A 15,465-nucleotide genomic window follows, 5' to 3' on the forward strand; every position below is an offset into this window, starting at 1 on the left:
ATTAAGAGATTTAAGAAGATTAAGATTTTGGAATTGTCACTTAATGAACCTTAATTTTCTTAATGGTTTAATTTTAAAATAATCATTCCACAAAATTCTCATCCTTAAAACCTATCAAATATAATTTATTTTTGGCTCGGGTCATCGCCGTGTACAACCACCTAATATAATCTCGATTGATGCCATCCGGCAAATACGGTTGTTCTATAAAAACGGTATTCCATTGCCCACCTTGTGATTTATGGCAGGTAATTGCATACGAGAATTTCACTTGGAGTCCGTTGAAATATTCGTTGGCTTTTACTTTTTGGAACTTTTGGAATTTGGTTTCACCTTCATAATCTTTCAAAACTTCCTGATACAAGCGGTTGGATTCTTCGAAAGTTAGAGATGGCGATTCACTTTTTATGGTGTCCATTAGCAATACCGTTTCAAATGGAATCTGATTGGGGTAATCAATCATTCGAATTTTTACTTTGGCAAACTTAAAACCATACAATTCTTTGATATTGAAAATTTCTAATATTTCGATAATATCACCATTGGCAATAAAACCCGCTTCATCAGAATCTTTCAACCAAAAATAATTGTTCTTCACCACCATCAGAAAATCGCCAGTGGAAAGTTCACTTTCTTTATCGAGGATTTTGGTTCTGATTTGCTCATTATATTGATTCGCTCTTTTATTCGAACGAACAATAAAAGCGGTGTCTTCTATACTATAATTACTGTAGGCGGAATTGATGGCATCTTGAATATCATAACCATCAGACAACCGAACTATATCTTTGAATTTTTTGAGATCAAATTTGAATTCATCAATAAAAGAATCTTTCAATAATTCCCGAAGTTCCGTCGCGTTATGCAAAATCCCGGAATTTTCTTCCTGACGCATGACTTCATCCAACTCAATATGTTCTACTTCTTTATCATAATTCATTCCCAAAGTGCGAATGTCAAGTGCGGGACTAATATCTAAATTCACTGGAGGCAACTGAGCGGTATCTCCCAATAAAATCATTTTACAATTGGTTCCCGAATAGACATACGAAATCAAATCATCAAGTAAAGAACCGTTTTCATACAACTTAGAATCAGAATTCGTATCTGAAATCATCGAGGCTTCATCGACTATAAAAATCGTGTTCTTGTGTTTGTTTTGTTGCAATGTAAAAGAAACACCACCACCGGACGATTTCTTAGGAAAGTATATTTTTTTGTGAATTGTAAAAGCCGGTTTGTTCGAATAATTAGCAATTACTTTTGCCGCACGCCCTGTTGGTGCCAGCAAAACATATTTTTTATTAATGTCTAATAAACTATTTACAATCGTAGAAATCACGGTTGTTTTTCCAGTTCCCGCGTAACCTTTTAAAACAAAAATGGTTCTATTATCGGTTTCGGTTAAAAAAATGGCTATTTTTTGAAAAAAAATATCCTGTTTATAGGTGGGTTGAAAAGGGAATTTTTTTTGTAAAAGACTATAAAACAGGGAGGAATTCATTTCGTGTTATTTGACTGCAAAGTAAAGAATGTTTTTTCAATTTCAATGTCAATAGCAATTTCAATTTTCAATTACTGCCATTGAATTTTGCTGTTGTCATTGCTATTGTCATTTCTATTGCAATTGAGTTTTGTAATTGATTTTTGCCATTGCAATTGATATTGTTATTGATTTTTAAATTTGTAAGTTTGCGTTGTTGAAAAAATCAATAGTATGATAAACATAGCCGAAAAAAAATATAAAAAACTTTCCATTCAAGTTTCCTTGACAGGACTTTCTTTTTGTTGTTTTGACACGCTAAATAATACGGTAACTTCATTTAACGAAGTTCATTTTGATACCTTTCATAAAGCTACAAAAATTGAAGATTTGTTTGCCGATGCTTTCAATACTTACCCAGAATTAAAAGATTCTTATGATGAAATTTTAGTAATTCATAATAATAATCTTTCCACTTTTGTTCCGGAACCTTTATTTGATGAAAACTTTTTAGGCAGTTATTTGCAATACAATACCAAGGTTTTTGAAACAGATTTTTTTGCTTATGACGAAATTCAAAATTATGAAATGAATGCGGTTTACATCCCTTATGTAAACATCAATAATTTTTTTATTGATCAATTTGGTTCATTCGAATACAAACATGCCAGTAGCATATTAGTTTCAAAACTTTTAGTTGCTTCCAAAAATAAAGATGAGAAAAAAATGTTTGTACATATTAATACAGGTCATTTTGAAATCATCGTGGTTCAAAATCAAAAGTTATTACTTTTCAATTCATTTGATTACAACACGCCAGAAGATTTCTTGTATTATATTTTATTTACGGCAGAGCAATTGAACTTAAACCCCGAAAACTTTCCATTAGAACTTATTGGAAATATTGATACCGAAAGTGATTATTTTAAAATCGCTTACAAATACATTCGCAATGTTTCCCTCATAGATGTGGAAGATTTGCGATGGAACAATTATTTTTCTGAGGCCGAAAACAGAAATCATTTTATACTTTTCAATTCATGAGAATCATTTCAGGAAAATACAAAGGAAGACGCATTTTTCCGCCAAAAGGACTTCCCGTACGCCCCACAACCGATATGTCTAAAGAAGCATTATTCAATGTTTTGAATAACCATTTCAGTTTTGAAGGACTTAAAATATTAGATTTATTTGCCGGAACAGGAAATATCAGTTACGAATTTGCCTCAAGAGGTTGTACACCCATAACTTCTGTTGATGGTGATTTTGGTTGTGTAAAATTTATCAAGCAAGTGGCAGCCGAATATGATTTTAATATTGCCGCCACAAAAAGTGATGTTTTCACTTATTTAGAGAGATGTAAAACGTCCTACGATATTATTTTTGCAGACCCACCGTATGCTTTAGACCAAAAAACTTTTGAGAAAATTATCTTATTAGTTTTCGAAAAAGAATTGCTTAATGAAGATGGAATGATGGTCATCGAGCATTCAAAATATACTAAACTGGATCACATGATTCACTTTTCGTTTCAGAAAAGCTATGGAGGTTCTATTTTTAGTTTCTTCGAAATTGGCTCTGATGATTCAGAAGATTCTGAAAATGAATCCAACCAAAACGATAGTGAAGAAGAATAATTTTAGATCAGTATTACAATAGTTTTTCCAATATTTTTTTATAGACTGGAGTCGCAACACCATATTTTAAACCCTCTTTAACCACAAATTCAGTTAAGGAATGCACTTCCGTTTTATGTCCAGCAAGTACATCTCTGTGCATTGATGATGTATTGTCTTGTGGTGATTTTTCTAGTTTCGTTATCGTTTGAGCTACAATATCATTGGGCAACTTTAACCCTTTTGCAACAGCAATAGCAGTAATTTCATTCAACAATGAAATGTAAAATTCCTTATTTTCAGGATTGTTTAAAATACCTCCAATGTTCTGATTCAAATACGAAGTTGCAGAAGCCAATGCCGAGATAAAAATGAATTTTTCCCAAACCGTTTCTTCAATATTTTCGACAAGATAACTTTCTATATTGGCGTTTTCTAAAATAGATTGTAATTCATGTAATTTGAAAACCGAAGCATTTTTAGAACCAAAAAAAAGTTTTTCATAATGGCCAATTTTCTTTATTACTCCAGGTGATTCAATCATAGAAACAATGTAAACGCAACCTTGTAAAACATTATTTTCAGGAAACAAATTTAGAATACGTTCCGTGGCATCGACACCATTATATAAAGGTAAAATTATCGTGTTTAGGGTAATACAATTTTTTATGATTTCAAAACTGCTTTCAATATCATAAGTTTTAGTGGCACAAATAAGGTAATCTAATTGGCCTATTTCTTTTGGGTGGTTAGAAACTAAACTGGGAAAAGCAACTATTTCAGTAGTATCAGCAATAATTTTTAATCCATTTTTAGCGATTGCTTTTTGGGTTTCGCCTCGTGCAATAAATACGATTTCGATTGCATCAGATTCAAAATAAGCTTTGGCTAATAAACCTCCGAAGTAACCACCTACTCCACCCAATCCTAAAATCCCGATTCTTGTTTTCATACCACTAATTTAAAAACAAAACCATTAAGAAATTTAGAAAATCAAGCCAATGGACTTAATAAAATTAATTTCTTAATGGTTCACTTTAGATTTCACAATCTTTACTTTTATTAAACTTTTTAATAAAAAAATGCAGACCTATAAGCCGGATTCTGTCTCCAATAAATTAGAGCCTTATCATTTATCTAGATCCAGAATTACTTCTGGACTCAAGCTATCTACCCTTCAGCAACGAACGAGACGCCCTTAAATGCTGATATACTTGATATTTCACCGCATAGAGTTTACCTGGTTTCACTACAGCATTACCTGTACATACTTTCTGTTGCACTTGTCCTAATCTCGTCCGTAAAGACGAAACCGACGGGAGTTACCCGCTATGCTTCCCTGTGGTGTCCGGACTTTCCTCCCTCTCGTCCCAAAAGACATGACGGCGATAAGGCGGTCTGCGATGCAAATTTACACTTTTTAATTCTTTTTTTTCATTTACTGTGTTCTACTTTAACAAGCCTTTTACAATCAATTCATAATAAAATAGTTACCTTTAATAAATAACTAAAAAATCTCTATTATGTCAAACATGTATCATTATGCCAGCGTTTCTAAAGCCTTAGATGATTTGAATGAGATGGGATTTACCTACGATTTCAATCTTCATGAAGAGGACATTATAAAAAATCCAAGCCACTATGAAATTCAACATATTTACCGTTACGAAGGAGATACAAATCCAGATGACGAAGCAACAGTTTATGGTATAAAATCAACATCTGGAAAAAAGGGAGTATTTGTAGCAGGATATGCCGCAAATTCTGAAAACGGCGCTGCAAGAGTTTTAATAGATCTTACCATCAAAGGAAGAAACAAGTAAGCTCGTTTTCTAAAATAAATTAAAAATTAAATCCAGGACTTATATCATTTGTTTTTTCAGGAGCTAATTTCAGCTATCCGTTACAATCTTTACGCCTTCCTGAGGTTTCGGGACCGGCGAATATGGATTTTCACTGCAAACGCAGTTCACTGAACTCCAATAAAATTATAGTACTGTGAAGTAATTTGGGATAGGAAATTTGGGAAACAAAAACCATTTTGAAAATTATAAAATCTTTCAATCCTTAAATTTTTGCATCTTTAAATTAAAACCTATATTTGCTTTCGAATAAAATTTCTATGGAACAATTTGTTGTATCGGCCCGTAAATATCGTCCTCAAACATTTAAAGATGTTGTTGGACAAAAAGCCATTACAAATACTTTATTGAATGCCATAGAAAGCAATCACTTAGCTTCAGCACTGTTATTTACAGGACCGCGTGGTGTTGGAAAAACAACTTGTGCCCGTATTTTGGCACGTAAAATTAACCAGCCAGGATATGATGATCCCAATGAAGATTTTGCCTTTAATATTTTCGAATTAGATGCTGCTTCTAACAATTCTGTTGATGATATTCGTAATCTAATTGACCAAGTTCGTATTCCTCCACAAACGGGACAATACAAAGTTTACATCATTGATGAGGTTCACATGTTGTCATCGGCAGCTTTCAATGCATTTTTGAAAACGCTGGAAGAACCACCAAAACATGCCATTTTTATTTTGGCAACGACTGAAAAACATAAAATTATCCCAACGATACTTTCTCGTTGTCAAATATTTGATTTCAAGAGAATTACCGTAAAAGATGCTAAAGAACATCTTGCCGAAGTGGCCACCAGTCAAGGCGTAGTTTTTGAAGATGATGCTTTGCATATTATTGCTCAAAAAGCTGATGGCGCCATGCGTGATGCTTTGTCAATTTTTGACCGAGTAGTTTCTTTTTGTGGAAAAGATTTAACACGTCAGGCTGTAACAGAAAACTTGAATGTGTTGGATTACGAAACGTACATCAACATCACCGACTTGATATTGGAAAACAAAATACCTGATTTATTGATGGCTTTCAACGAGATTCTTGCAAAAGGTTTTGATGCACATCATTTTGTTTCTGGATTGGCTTCCCATTTTAGAGACTTATTAGTTTCTAAAACACCGGCAACGCTAACTTTATTAGAAGTAGGTGAACAAGCACAACAAATGTATGGTGTCCAAGCACAAAAATGCAGTCAAGACTTTCTTTTAAAAGCAATTGAAATTGCTAATGATTGTGATTTGAAATATAAACTGAGCCAAAACCAACGACTTCTTGTTGAACTTTGCCTGATGCAACTTGCCTCTATCACTTATGATGGAGAAAAAAAAAAGTTGAGCAATATATAATTCCTCCTACTTATTATAGAAAGAATGATTATTCAATTACGGTTCAACCGAAAGCTGAAGATTTAAAACCTGTTATACCAGTTACAGAATCAGTCACAATAAAAGAACCGGATGCTACAACTGCCATTCCATCAATTCCTACGCCAGTTCCAGCAGCAAAAATTAACATTCCACAATCTGACGGACCAAAAGTTTCTGCATTTTCATTAACAAGTATTCGTGCCAAAAAAGCATTAGAAGAAAGTAGTAAAGGAATTGTAAAAGAAGTACTCCACTTGCCAACTGAATTATTTACAGAGACTGAAATGTTATTGCAATGGAATAAATATGCACAACGTTTAGGGGATAAAGGATATAGAATTATGGAATCGTTACTACTTATCAATGAACCAAAATTAAACGGCACTTCCATAACGATAGAATTGCCAAATGAAGGTTCTAAATTAGATTTTGAAAAAGAAATACATGGACTTTTAGGACATTTAAAGGGACATTTACACAATCACGACATCACAATTGAGGTTATTGTTAATGAAAGTATCGAAAACAAAAGAAGTTTTAATGACCAAGACCGCTACAACAGATTACATGAAATAAATCCAAATATTGAACTTTTACGGACAACATTTGGATTAGATTTAGATGCTTAAAATATAAAACCGAAATAAAATTAAATTTTTCCGTAATACATCGCTTTTACAATTCCATCAGAAAGCCCAATTTTAGGAACATAAATATTTCTTGCTCCACTCCATTTCATGGCGTTTAGATAAATTCTAGTTGCTGGAATAATTACATCGGCACGATCTGGATTCAATCCTAATTCTGAAATTCTTTGTTCATACGAAAGTGAATTCAAAAATGCATATTGGGAATTCATATATATATAAGACAATGGTTTTTCCTGAATTTTTCCAGACATCTTGAATAGCTTATTGATATTACCTCCAGAACCTATTAAAATGACCTCGTCATATTCTTCCGTATTTGTTTTGATCCATTTTTCAATTTCATCCCAAACCACATCACAAACCATATCGTTTAATAATCGAACCGTTCCTGCTTTAAATGATCTTGAATTTATCAATTTACCATTAGAAAACAAAGTAAACTCTGTGCTTCCACCACCTACATCTACAAAAAGATAGGTCTGATCCGTTTTAAGTAAATGGTGCAAATCAGTTGACGCAATGATTGCTGCTTCTTTTTTACCATCAATAATTTCTATTTTTATGTCGGCTTTTTTCTTTATGAGAGTAACAACCTCTTTACCATTATAAGCTTCTCGCATGGCTGAAGTTGCAAAAGCCATATAGCGTTCTACTTTATGCACCTTCATCAAAAGCTTGAATGCTTTCATGGCATCGCACATTCTCTCTAAGTTTTCTTCAGAAATTTCACCTACAGTAAAGGCATCTTGTCCAAGACGAATTGGAACACGCACTAATGAACTCTTATTAAACTGCGGCTCTTTTCCCTCTTGTTCTACAATATTTACAATCAATAAACGCATGGCATTAGAACCAATATCGATTGCGGCATATTTTTTTATTTTAATCATTTTGGATTTGATTCTTTTATTCTTTTAGTAACTAATTGGTCTATTTATTAATTCTAAAATGAAAAAATTATTGAAAACTTTACACTGAACTAGAACAAATAATTACACTATTTTTTCTGTTTCTGATTCTAACTCAACTTTACTTTGATAGTAGTTATAGGTTTCTAATTGTGCTCTAAAAACAGGATTATGATTTCGAACTCTATATTTATTATCTAATTTGTAAGAATGATAACGGGCTTTTACATTTCCTTTCCAACCTATATCGAAGTTATCAATTAACTCATTTTTTATTTCCTGGTCGTATATTGGACAGGTAACTTCAACTCGTCCATCTAAATTTCTGGTCATAAAATCAGCTGATGAAATATAAACTTCTGTTTGTCCAGCATTACCAAAAATATAAATTCTAGAGTGTTCTAAGTAATTATCTACAATACTGATAGCTTCGATATTTTCGCTCATTCCTGTAATTCCTGGTATTAACGAACAAATCCCTCTAACTTCAAGTTGAATTTTTACTCCTGCTCTACTCGCCTCATATAATTTATCTATCATTTCAAAGTCTGATAAACTATTCATTTTAAGCTTTATATGCGTTTTTCTTCCTGCTAAGGCATGAGTAATTTCTCTGTCAATTAACTTAACGAATTTAGTTCTGGTATAATGTGGAGAAACAATGAGGTGTTTGTATCGATGTACTCTATAATTGATATCAAAAAACTCAAATATTCGCATGATATCTTTCAAAATCTGTTGATGACTCGTAAAAAGAGTTACATCAGTGTAGACTTTTGCAGTAGATTCATTGAAATTTCCAGTTGAAATAAAACCGTATCGTCTTATTTTATTATTTTCATTTCTTTCAATAACACATATTTTACTATGTACTTTTAATCCTTTTATTCCAAAAATTAATTCAATACCTTCCAGTTGCATTTGTTCAGCATAGGAAATATTGGAAGCTTCATCAAAACGAGCTTGCAATTCGATTTGAACGGTTACTTTTTTTCCGTTTTTAGCCGCATTTATAAGTGAACTAATGATTTGAGAATTTTTAGCAAGTCTGTATAAAGTAATTTTAATTGAAGTTACTTTGGGATCTAATGCCGCTTCGCGCAAAAACTTAGTCAAATAGGAAAAGGATTGATAAGGTGCATTGAGTAAATAATCTCTTTCGCTGATTTTCTCTAACATACTTCCTTCTAGACTTAATCCTGGAATTGGTAATGGATCATTGGTTTTATACAACAAATCAAATCGACCCAGATTTGGAAAATTCATGTAATCACGTCTGTTGTGATATCTTCCGCCAGGGATAATACTGTCAGTAGAAACGATTTTCATTTTATCAAGAAAAAATTGAAGTGTATCTTCTTCTATTAATTGGTCATAAATGAAGCGAACCGGCTCACCTATTCTGCGATCTTTAACACTCAATGATATTTTTTCAATCATACTTTTGCTTAAATCACTATCGATGTCTAACTGAGCATCTCGAGTAATTTTTATCATGTGAGCAGAAACACTTTTGTAGTCAAAAATATTAAAAATACTACTCAAATTATGTCTAATAACATCATCCAGAAGTATGACATACTGTTTTTCATTATTTGATGGTAAAACAACAAAACGGTTAATAGTTTTTGGAATTTCGATTACGGCATAACGAACTTCTGAATTTTGATTCATAACCAGTTTGATGGCTAAATATCCCGAAGTATCTTTCAAAACAGGGAATTCCGCTAAATCATTCAAAATTATCGTTACTAATTCAGGACTTAATTTTTGAATAAAAAAGTCTTTCAAAAAAATTTCCTGTTCAATAGTAATATCATTTTCAGTAATAATAAATATATTTTCGGCCTCAAGTTCAGCTTCAATAATATTTAATATTCGTAAACTTTCTGATTGTTGCTGGATAACAATTTCAGTAATATCTTTTACTAATTGCTGAGCAGAAATCCCTCCAAGATACTTTTCTCCAGTGATTCCTGTCAGACTCAATCTTCTTATAGCAGCAAAACGAACTCTAAAAAACTCATCTAAATTATTCGAAAAAATGCCTAAAAATCGAAGTCTATCTAATAGTGGAACTGAACTATCCGCAGCTTCTTGAAGTACTCTGGCGTTGAAAGCCAACCAACTTTTTTCTCTATCAATATATTTGTATTCTAATGCTTTATTCATCTTAAATCTTTGGGAAATATTATTTTATTTATTTTACCTTTTTTAATTTTTTTCCAATCATCGACATCAAATTTTAATGATACAAACCCACTAGTCGGAATGTTATCAATGTCTTCATTTCCAAATTTATTAACAAAATTTGTAATGGCACCATTATGTCCAAAAACAATAACGCTTTCGAAAAGATTACTACATGATTTAATAATATTTTCTAATTTCTTTTCGTCAAAGGTATAAAGGTCGTCTTTGTAAATGATACTATCAATAGGATAAGTAAAATTTTGAGCAAATATTAACGCTGTGTTTGTTGCTCTTTTAGCAGAACTTACCCACATAACATACGTTTTGGGAATAAAATCTTTAGCATAATTAGAAACCAGATGAGCATCTTTGATCCCTTGACAAGTCAAACTACGATCTTTATCATGCATGGGAACTTCCCAACTTGATTTTGCATGCCGAACTAAAATTAGATTTTTCATGAAAAAAAGTTTTATACGTAAAAATAGGCATTTTATTAAAAATAACCCATTGTGCTCCATTATTTAAAATTATCAATTCCTAAATATATTTTAAAATATTCATAATTGCATATATAAATATTGAACAAATTCATGAAATAAAAAACCATGTTTTTTTTGTCTAAAAAAAAAACTACAGCAATAAAAAAATAACATTTTTTTAAAGAATGAATTAAAAATTTTTAATGAAAAAACACTAAAATTTAATCAAGTGCAACTCATTTGAATCAAATAACATTGTATTCATATTGATAATATTAATTAAAAAATGTATTTAAACGAATATATAAGTTATTCATAGAGAAAATTATTACTTTTTGATTAATTATTACTATTTTTGTTGGTAAAATAGAAAAAAAAACAATAAAAAAATAATTTACACTAATATTTATATATATTTGATAAATTTATAAAAAATAAATGCCACACCCCTTTCTAAATCAAGTTGTTAACCTACAAAACAATTTAATTTTATATAGAATTTTATTGTCTATATATAATAAATTTTTATCACCAATGATGGTGATAAATTTTTATTGTTATACATTCCTTGCACTCTGCAATTTCAAGTACAATCACATTACTTTTCTTTTAAAGAAAAAATTTTTCAGTTTACAACTGAAAACATCCAATCTAATAAAAACACTACTTTTTTCAATACACAATTGGCTACAATTTTGTAAGCTAAAATCTTTTGTACACAATCTAACAAATACGAATATGTTTGTTAGAAAAAACAATGCACAATCAAGTTATTTAAATTCATTATATATATCATGCAAACCTTTAAATATTATGTTCAAATTTTCATGCATGATTTCAATTTTAACAAAAGCTAACTATGAATAAATTTTACTTTAACTATAATAAAATTTATCAAATATTTATATTATTTCTATTTTTACTTAGTATAAATACTGGATTTTCTCAAACTAAAGGTTTGATATTACGAGATGGTAACGGAAATATTCCACCATTAAGCAGCTCACCTATTTTAGATCCTAATGGAGATGGTTTTGTTTCATCTACATCATCAGGTTTTGGAACTAACGATGTTGGAGCTGGAATTAGTGAAATACCATATTTAGCAATTACACCACTCACACCAGAGGCTTTAGGAGATCTTCGAAGAGGACCTACTGGAGGTTTCAGTGAGTTTGTTCCAGATGCTAATGGAAAATCCGTTTATGTTTATTCTGACGGGACTAATTTGATGGTTCGTTTTAGAATTGGTAGTATAATTCCTGGTGCTAAAGGTTACAGTTTATTAATAGACACAGATGGTTTGTTTGGCGCTACTGATCCCAATTATTCAGCAAGTAATCCAGGATTTGAATATGAATTAGTTTATGAAACTGGATTTTCTGTTACGGTTTACAACGTAAACAGCGGTACATCTTGTATCGAAGTTGCTAAGTATGATTTATTAACAAATCCAAATTATGCACAAACATCAATTGCAGCGACTAACAACAATAATGATCTCGATTATTTTTATGATTTTTATGTTCCTTTAAGTGCTTTTACCGGAGCAGGACCTATAACAAATTCAACTCCTTTGCGTTTTAACGCTATAACTGTAATGGCACCCAAATCAGCTACTTGCGGTCCTGTTTCTGACGGTTATTCATTTGATGTAAATGCACAACCACCATGTACACTTCAACAGATAAAAGATGGGACTTGTAATACTGATATATGTACTGCGCCACCGGTAGTAAATACAGGATTAAGTACCGCAGACACTTCAATATCCGGTACTTGGACAAAATCATCATTCTCTACAAATACTAATGCCACAATAAATGTTTACAGAAATGATATTTTAATAGGTAGTACTTCTGCTACAAGTGGAAATTCATGGACTTTAACAGGTGTTTTATTAAGCAATGGTGATGTAATAACAGCTAAAGCAGTTGCAACAGGCGAATCTATGTGTTTGGTTTCTAATAAAGTGACAATATCTACATGTGGAACTTCTAATACTAGCCCATGCCCTGTTATTGAATGTATGACATCAAGAGGTATTGTAGGAACAGGTGTTAATGGAGCTACTATTAAAATATATAATGTTACCAGCTCAGGAATCACGTTAGTTGCTCAAAGGATTGTTCTTTTTGGAAGATGGTTCTGGGATGGTGGAAATGGTGGAGGCCCTGACGTTTGTAAATCTGGAGCTAACAATGCTATCCCATCCGGCACTTATTATATCACGCAAACATTACCCGGACGGTGTGAAAGTAATTGTAATACTTATGAATGTGTATCTGGTTCAGGAAATACAAGTACTCCAACAATAACAACTACAACTCTTTACACTACATCAACCCAAATAAATGGTACTGCAGTAACAAGTAGTACAGTAAGATTGTATTTGAATGAAGAATTAAAAGCAACAACTACCGCTACTGGTGGTGTTTTTTCGTTTAATATTGGTTCTATTTCAACTTCGATTGGTGATGTATTTTCTATCAGAAGTTCAAATGGAGTACGTTGTATATCAAACCCTGCCAGAATAACTGTTAGCTGCTTTGTGTACCCACCAATTATCTCATCAAATGAAACGAATAATATTCAAGCTGGTATTCCCATAACAGGAACTTCTTATTATCCAAATACAACTGTTTCTGTATATAATAATTTGAATAATAGCTTAATCCAAACGATAACAACTGATGCTAACGGAAATTGGCAAACCACAGTTAATGCAGTAGCAAATACGTCTTACTATGCCACAATTGTTACAAGTTGCGGTACAAGTATTCGTTCTATTATTGCCACTGCTCTAAATCCATCAACTCAAAATTGTGGTGTTATAAATGGTCCTATTTATGATAATTCGACTGCTGTTTCCGGTACACTTGCTACCGCAATTGCTAATACTACAGTAAATTTATACTTAGATGATAGTTTAATAGGTAGTGTGGTAACAAATACAGCTACTTGGACTATCCCGGTAAATACAACAGCGTTTAACAGGTTAAATGCTGGTGGTGTTCTATCATATGGTATCACTGAATCTGGTAACCTTGAGTTAAAATGTACGTCAAAAATTACAGTTGAGTGTTCAAAACCTGCTATTCCTATTATCCAAAATTCTTCAATTACCATTGCTAAGGACTATACTGCAACTTTTACCATAACTAATTCAGATACCAATACCATATACACTTTAGAAGATGCTTCGGGTATTGATTATTCTATTTCAGTTTTTGGAACAGGAGGAAGTATTAATTTACAATCATTTCCATTTAATACTTCAGGAACTTACAATCTTAAGATTACTGCTTTGAACATAACTTCAGTATTTTGTTCACAATCTACAAATGTTACATTATCTGTTCAAACCCCAGTAGATTTGGCAGTTTTAAAAACAGTAAATAATAATAATCCAAATTTTGGAAGTAATGTATTGTTTACAATAACAGCTACAAATAACGGACCTGTAAATGCGACTGGAGTTACTGTTTCTGATTTAATTCCTAACGGATATACTGTAATTAGTGTTACACCTTCTATTGGAACATGGAGTGCGCCAAATTGGAGTATCGGTAATTTATCTAATACAAGTAGTGCAACTTTAACAATAGAAGCTAGAGTAAATTTAACTGGAAATTATTCGAATACAGCAAATATTAGTGGAAACGAAATTGACCTGATTACAAGTAATAATTCATCAACATCTACTCCTGTCCCTAATAATTCTCTAATCGATGCTGTTAACGATACTGGCACTGCTGTAATAGGCTTAATTGGAGGAACTTCATTTACTAATGTATTAGGTAATGACACACTCGGCGGTACTCCCGTCAACCCTGCTGCCATAAATATTTCTTTTGTCAATTCAACAAATTTAGGTGTTACTTTATCTGGAACCAATGTTGTTGTTGCAGCTGGAACACCTGCTGGAAATTATCAACTTACATATAGAATTTGTGAAATACTAAATCCATCTAATTGTTCTACGGCTGTTGTATCAGTACCTGTGGGTACACCCGTTATTGATGCAGTAAATGATACAGGATCCTCCGTGGTAGGATTTACTGGAGGAACATCATTATCTAACGTACTCTCAAATGATACACTTGGTGGTGTTATAACAACATCAGATCTGGTTAATACATTTTTTGTTTCTTCAACACATACTGGAATTACTCTTTCAGGTACAAGTGTATTAGTTGCTGCCGGAACGCCAGCAGGTAATTACAACTTAACTTATAGAATCTGTGAAAAATTAAATCCAACCAATTGCGATAATGCTACTGTTTCTGTTATCGTTACTGCTGCTGCAATTGATGCAATTAATGATGCCGGAACTGTAGTATATGGAGATACTGACGAAATCGCTTTCACGAATGTACTTTCTAATGATAAACTGAATGATGCGCCCGTTCTTGCCTCTCAGGTTACCACAACTTTTGTGTCTGCTACCAATGCTGGTATCACGCTTTCTGGCAACAATGTAATTGTTGCAGCAGGTACACCTGCCGGTTCATATTCTTTAGTATACCGTATCTGTGAAATACTTAATCCAAGTAATTGTGATAACGCTACCGTTTCTGTAACCGTTACTCCTAAGACTGCAACTGTAGTAGCTGATAATCAAAACAAAGTATACGGGGACGCTAATCCTACTCTTACCGCTGTGGTAAATGGTGCCGTGAATGGAGATACCATCAACTATACCTTAGCTACTACTGCTACGCAGTTCTCTAATGTTGGGGAATACCCGATTGAAGTGACTTTGGGAAGTAATCCTAACTATACTGTGGTGGCCACTGATGCTATATTGACTATTACGCCTAAAGTATTAGGTGTAACTGTGGTGGCTGATAATCAAAACAAAGTATACGGGGACGCTAATCCTACTCTTACCGCTGTGGTAA

12 protein-coding genes and 1 other RNA gene are annotated in these 15,465 nt (G+C 32.4%); 6 read left to right on the plus strand and 7 right to left on the minus strand.

Features of this window, described 5'->3' with window-relative positions; genetic code table 11:
• Positions 1–82: 82 nt before the first annotated feature.
• Positions 83–1,504: an ATP-dependent DNA helicase gene (locus tag DFR66_RS13085; protein ID WP_114755280.1), complete on the minus strand. Its 1,422-nt coding sequence runs from the start codon at positions 1,502–1,504 to the stop codon at positions 83–85.
• Between the two features lie 213 nt (positions 1,505–1,717).
• On the opposite strand from DFR66_RS13085, the gene DFR66_RS13090 reads away from it, so the two are divergent.
• Positions 1,718–2,527: a DUF3822 family protein gene (locus DFR66_RS13090; RefSeq protein WP_114755281.1), complete on the plus strand. Its 810-nt coding sequence runs from the start codon at positions 1,718–1,720 to the stop codon at positions 2,525–2,527.
• Positions 2,524–3,120, plus strand: a complete 597-nt coding sequence (locus tag DFR66_RS13095) for an RsmD family RNA methyltransferase (protein WP_114755282.1) — start codon at positions 2,524–2,526, stop codon at positions 3,118–3,120. The genes DFR66_RS13090 and DFR66_RS13095 overlap by 4 nt, the downstream gene beginning before the upstream one ends.
• Before the next feature lie 13 nt (positions 3,121–3,133).
• On the opposite strand, the gene DFR66_RS13100 is transcribed toward DFR66_RS13095, so the two are convergent.
• Both DFR66_RS13100 and rnpB read right to left on the minus strand, forming a co-directional pair.
• Positions 3,134–4,051: a ketopantoate reductase family protein gene (locus tag DFR66_RS13100; RefSeq protein WP_114755283.1), complete on the minus strand. Its 918-nt coding sequence runs from the start codon at positions 4,049–4,051 to the stop codon at positions 3,134–3,136.
• A 125-nt stretch (positions 4,052–4,176) separates the two neighbouring features.
• Positions 4,177–4,504: RNase P RNA component class A (gene rnpB / locus DFR66_RS13105), an RNA gene on the minus strand.
• A gap of 118 nt (positions 4,505–4,622) precedes the next feature.
• On the opposite strand from rnpB, the gene DFR66_RS13110 reads away from it, so the two are divergent.
• Both DFR66_RS13110 and dnaX read left to right on the plus strand, forming a co-directional pair.
• Positions 4,623–4,922: a hypothetical protein gene (locus tag DFR66_RS13110; RefSeq protein WP_114755284.1), complete on the plus strand. Its 300-nt coding sequence runs from the start codon at positions 4,623–4,625 to the stop codon at positions 4,920–4,922.
• 299 nt (positions 4,923–5,221) lie between these two features.
• Positions 5,222–6,307 carry a DNA polymerase III subunit gamma/tau gene (gene dnaX, locus DFR66_RS13115; protein WP_114755285.1) on the plus strand — a complete coding sequence of 362 codons (1,086 nt, stop codon included), beginning with the start codon at positions 5,222–5,224 and terminating at the stop codon, positions 6,305–6,307.
• 43 nt (positions 6,308–6,350) lie between these two features.
• On the opposite strand, the gene DFR66_RS13120 is transcribed toward dnaX, so the two are convergent.
• Positions 6,351–6,533, minus strand: coding sequence for a hypothetical protein (locus DFR66_RS13120; RefSeq protein ID WP_114755286.1), 183 nt, complete (start codon positions 6,531–6,533; stop codon positions 6,351–6,353).
• A gap of 49 nt (positions 6,534–6,582) precedes the next feature.
• On the opposite strand from DFR66_RS13120, the gene DFR66_RS13125 reads away from it, so the two are divergent.
• Positions 6,583–6,957 carry a DNA polymerase III gene (locus tag DFR66_RS13125; RefSeq protein ID WP_242008686.1) on the plus strand — a complete coding sequence of 125 codons (375 nt, stop codon included), beginning with the start codon at positions 6,583–6,585 and terminating at the stop codon, positions 6,955–6,957.
• A gap of 20 nt (positions 6,958–6,977) precedes the next feature.
• Here the strand turns inward: DFR66_RS13125 and DFR66_RS13130 are convergent, their stop codons facing one another.
• From DFR66_RS13130 to DFR66_RS13140, 3 genes are all read right to left on the minus strand, one after another.
• Positions 6,978–7,868: a Ppx/GppA phosphatase family protein gene (locus DFR66_RS13130; protein ID WP_114755288.1), complete on the minus strand. Its 891-nt coding sequence runs from the start codon at positions 7,866–7,868 to the stop codon at positions 6,978–6,980.
• A gap of 102 nt (positions 7,869–7,970) precedes the next feature.
• Positions 7,971–10,058, minus strand: coding sequence for a polyphosphate kinase 1 (gene ppk1 / locus DFR66_RS13135; RefSeq protein ID WP_114755289.1), 2,088 nt, complete (start codon positions 10,056–10,058; stop codon positions 7,971–7,973).
• A complete protein-coding gene (locus DFR66_RS13140) occupies positions 10,055–10,540 on the minus strand; it encodes a SixA phosphatase family protein (RefSeq protein WP_114755290.1) in 486 nt (161 codons plus the stop codon). Before DFR66_RS13140 ends, ppk1 begins: the two co-directional genes overlap by 4 nt.
• Before the next feature lie 880 nt (positions 10,541–11,420).
• Between DFR66_RS13140 and DFR66_RS13145 the strand changes: the two genes are divergently transcribed.
• Positions 11,421–15,465: MBG domain-containing protein (locus DFR66_RS13145; protein WP_147277696.1), on the plus strand; the 4,045-nt coding region annotated here is incomplete at its 3' end.

The organism is Flavobacterium glaciei (assembly GCF_003350545.1).
In the GTDB taxonomy this organism is placed as follows: domain Bacteria; phylum Bacteroidota; class Bacteroidia; order Flavobacteriales; family Flavobacteriaceae; genus Flavobacterium; species Flavobacterium glaciei.